Raw genomic sequence first — 4,228 nt, 5'->3', positions numbered from 1 at the left:
GGCTAATGGAGTTGTAAACATTCTAGCGAATGATACCGATCCAGATGGTAACCCAACACCAACTTCAGGGCATACAGTAGATTTAGACCCATCAACACCGGGTGTTCAAACTACGATTACCACTACTGAAGGAGTTTGGACCTACAACCCAACGACAGGCGAATTAATGTTTGATCCAGCCAATAATTTCTGCGGATCAGCAAGTTTACCATATACGTTGTGTGATTCAGACGGATTGTGTAGTGCACCTGCTACAGTAACCTTTACTGTAACCTGTGTAAATGATGCACCAGTTGCCGTAAATGACACAGTAACTACACCAAGTGAGACTCCAATTGTTATACCAGTAGGCGCAAACGACAGTGATGTAGACAGTGCATTAAACCCATGTTCAATAGACTTAGATCCAAATTCAGCAGGTCAGCAAACAAGCTTTACTGTTGCAGGAGAAGGAACTTATACGCTCAATGCATCATGTCAAGTAGTGTTTACACCGGTAGGATCTATATTAGGCTTTACATCATGTATTACTTATACCATTTCAGATGTAGAAGGATTAGCTTCTAACGCAGCGACGATCTGTGTAACAGTAGGCGCATGTGTAGACAATCCAACATTAGATTGTGATGGAGATGGAGTAAACAATGCTACAGAACAAACCGATGGTACAGATCCATTAGACCCATGTTCATTTAACCTAGCGCATGCTACCGTTGCACCAAGTGCAGAATGGCTTGCTTCAGATTGTGATGGCGACGGAGTAACTAACGGACAAGAAATTGCAGATGGCACTAATCCATTAGTAGGATGTGATGCAGTAGAAGAGCATGTAACAGTAGCTCAATCAGCAGCATTCTTAAATGGCGATTGTGATGGCGACGGATTAACCAATGGCGTAGAAATAGGCCCAGATCCAACACATCCATCAGATATAGATAACGACGGAACACCAGATTATCTAGAGCCAAATGCAGGTAACCCATCGGCAGAAGACGGAATCGAAATCTTTAATGCAGTAACACCAAATGGAGATGGCGACAATGATGTATTAGTAATACGCGGAATAGAAAACTATCCAAACAATACATTAGAAGTTTACAACCGTTGGGGCGTTAAAGTATACGATACAACAGGATATGGTTCAAACGGTAACTATTTTGAGGGAGTATCTTATGGAAGAGAAACTATCCAACAAGCCTCAGAATTACCAACCGGTACATACTACTACGTTCTAAAATATGTAAATGCCTCAGGCATCACTAAAGAGAGAGCCGGATATTTATATATTAATAGATAAAACACTAATTCTCATTGGGATTGCAATATATCCCAATGAGATATTAAAAAAAGTTTAAAAAGATGAGAAAAATATTTTTAACCACTTTAGTACTCCTTGCCAGCAGTTATGCTATAGCTCAGCAAGATGCTCAGTACACGCAGTATATGTACAATACGGCCAATATCAATCCGGCTTATGCAGGCAGTAGAGGAGTGTTGAGTGTTTTTGGTTTACACCGTACCCAATGGGTAGGCTTAGACGGAGCACCTGTAACCAATACCTTGGCTATTAGTAGCCCTGTAGCCAATTCTAGATTGGGTGTAGGCTTATCGTTTGTAAACGACCGCATAGGTCCAACAAGCGATAATAAAATCTCGGCCGATATATCGTATACAATACCTACATCAGAGACATACAAACTCTCTTTTGGGGTAAAAGGAACCGCAGAGTTATTCAACTTCGATAGAAATAAGTTGTATATGTATTCGTCAAATGACTTGGCATTACAATCGATAAACAATGAGTTTATCCCTAATGTAGGAGCAGGCGTTTATTTACATTCAGATAAGACCTATGTAGGCTTATCTGTACCGAACTTTTTACAATCGAAGAAGTATTCAGATAACGACCGTGCGATTTACATGGATAGAATGCACTACTATTTAATAGGAGGACATGTGTTTGATGTAAGCTCAAGCGTAAAATTCAAACCTGCGTTTTTGGCCAAAGTAACCGAAGGAGCCCCATTGCAATTAGACTTATCAGGAAACTTTATGTTTAACGATAAATTTATATTGGGAGCCGCTTACAGATGGAGCGCTGCAGTGAGTGCTATGGCAGGTTTTCAAGTTACCCCAGGTCTATACATAGGCTACGGCTACGATATGGAAACCACGAAATTGGCGAATTACAATTCAGGATCACACGAGGTATTCTTGCGATTTGAGTTGTTTAAGAATGCCGATAGAATTGTATCACCAAGATTCTTCTAAAAAACAGCAGTATGAGAAATACCCTAAAATATGTAGCAGTTGCCGGTTTATTGTCTTTGTCTAGTTATGGACAAAAAGTACAATTGGCCGAGGCCGACAAGCAATATGAAAAGTATGCGTATGTAGATGCGATAAAAACTTACGAAAGAGTTTTTGAGCGAGGCTACAAATCAGCAGATATGTTAAAGAAACTAGGTAATGCTTATTACTTTCAAGCCGATTATACAAATGCAGCCAAATGGTATGCCGAGTTATTTGCGATGCCAGAGAGTAAAGAAAACGAGTATTACTACCGTTATGCCCAATCATTAAAAGCGGTACAAGACTATGTAAAAGCCGATCAAGTGATGGAGGATTTCTACAAAAGAAACAAACAAGACTCCAGAGCAAAAATGGCAGAAGACCAAAAGAACTATTTGGATATCATCAAGAAAAACTCAGGACGATATACTATAGAGAATGCAGGAATTAACTCGAGTAAATCGGATTATGGAAGTGCATTATACGGTCAGAAAATAGTATTTGCATCGGCAAGAGATACAGGTTCTGTAAAAAACAGCAAAGCTTTGTGGAATGGCGAACCTTACACCAATTTGTATGCTGCCGAACTACAAGGTGATGGCAGTCTAGGAAAAGTAGAACGATTTGGTGGTAAGTTAAACACAAAATACCATGAGTCTACACCTGTATTTACCAAAGACGGACAAACGGTGTACTTTACCCGAAACAATTACATCAATGGTAAAAAAGGTAAAGACGAAAAGCAAACTACGCTTTTAAAATTGTACAAAGCCACTTTAGACTCTGTGAGCGGTAGTTGGAAAGATATAAAAGAATTACCTTTTAATAGCGACCAATACAGTGTAGCACACCCTGCATTAAGTCCCGATGAGAAAACGTTGTACTTTGCTTCAGATATGCCAGGCACAAGAGGTTTATCGGATATTTTTAAAGTAAGTATCAATGGAGATGACAGCTATGGTGCCCCAGTAAACTTGGGTAAAATGGTCAATACAGAAGCAAGAGAAACCTTTCCATTTGTGAGTGCAACAGGCGAATTATACTTTGCCTCAGAAGGTCACCCAGGTTTAGGAGGTTTAGATGTATTTGTATCTAAACCAGATGGCAAAGGAGGCTTTTCAAGAGCACAAAACGTAGGAGAACCGATAAACAGTTCGAGTGATGATTTTGCATTCTTGTTTGATACAGCTACCAAAAACGGATTCTTTACCTCAAATAGAGCCTCAGGCGAAGGAAGTGATGATATCTACAAATTTAAAGAAGATAAATCAATCCCAGAACCATGTGAACAAACCCTAAGTGGAGTAGTAACAGACCAAAGTTCAGGCAAGCCTATAGCGTATGCCACGGTTATTTTGACAGATTCAGAAATGAAATACATCAAAGAACAAAAAGCAGACAAAGATGGTAAGTATGACTTTGGCGTGGTAGATTGTGGTACAACCTACACTGTAAGAGGTGAGAAAGAAGGCTACAATGCTGTAGAGAAAACAGTAACCACAGCCACCAAATCAGGTGTAACCAAAGCCGATATCGCTCCTAAAAACGAAAGAGCACCACTAGTGAGTGGTAACCAACCGTTAAAAGAAGGAGACAATGTAACGAAGCAATTGGGAATCGAGATGATTTATTTTGATTTAGACAAATCAAACATCCGCCCAGATGCCGCTGTAGAATTGGCTAAGATATTGGTATTATTGGAAGAACACCCAAGTATGGAATTGGATGTACGTTCACATACAGATTGTAGAAATACAAAAAGCTACAATCAAGCTTTATCAGACAGACGTGCTCAAGCAACGATAGATTGGTTGGTTAAGAAAGGCATCAGCCGCTCAAGATTAACAGGACGTGGATATGGCGAATCACAATTGGTAAACAATTGTGGTTGTGAACCAACAAACAACTCTTCATGCTCGGAAGATCAACACCAAGC

3 protein-coding genes are annotated in these 4,228 nt (G+C 39.8%); all 3 read left to right on the top strand.

What is annotated here, in order from left to right; all coding sequences use genetic code 11:
* A partial coding sequence (locus Q361_RS13115) for a T9SS type B sorting domain-containing protein (RefSeq protein ID WP_146047040.1) occupies positions 1–1,297 on the top strand: 1,297 nt, incomplete at its 5' end.
* A 62-nt stretch (positions 1,298–1,359) separates the two neighbouring features.
* Positions 1,360–2,271, top strand: coding sequence for a PorP/SprF family type IX secretion system membrane protein (locus tag Q361_RS13110; RefSeq protein ID WP_103727180.1), 912 nt, complete (start codon positions 1,360–1,362; stop codon positions 2,269–2,271).
* An 11-nt stretch (positions 2,272–2,282) separates the two neighbouring features.
* Positions 2,283–4,228: OmpA family protein (locus tag Q361_RS13105; RefSeq protein WP_103727179.1), on the top strand; the 1,946-nt coding region annotated here is incomplete at its 3' end.

Source organism: Flavobacterium croceum DSM 17960 (genome assembly GCF_002917885.1).
In the GTDB taxonomy this organism is placed as follows: domain Bacteria; phylum Bacteroidota; class Bacteroidia; order Flavobacteriales; family Flavobacteriaceae; genus Flavobacterium; species Flavobacterium croceum.
The sequence above is the reverse complement of the archived record's forward strand: the minus strand, read 5'-3'. Positions and strand labels throughout refer to the sequence as shown.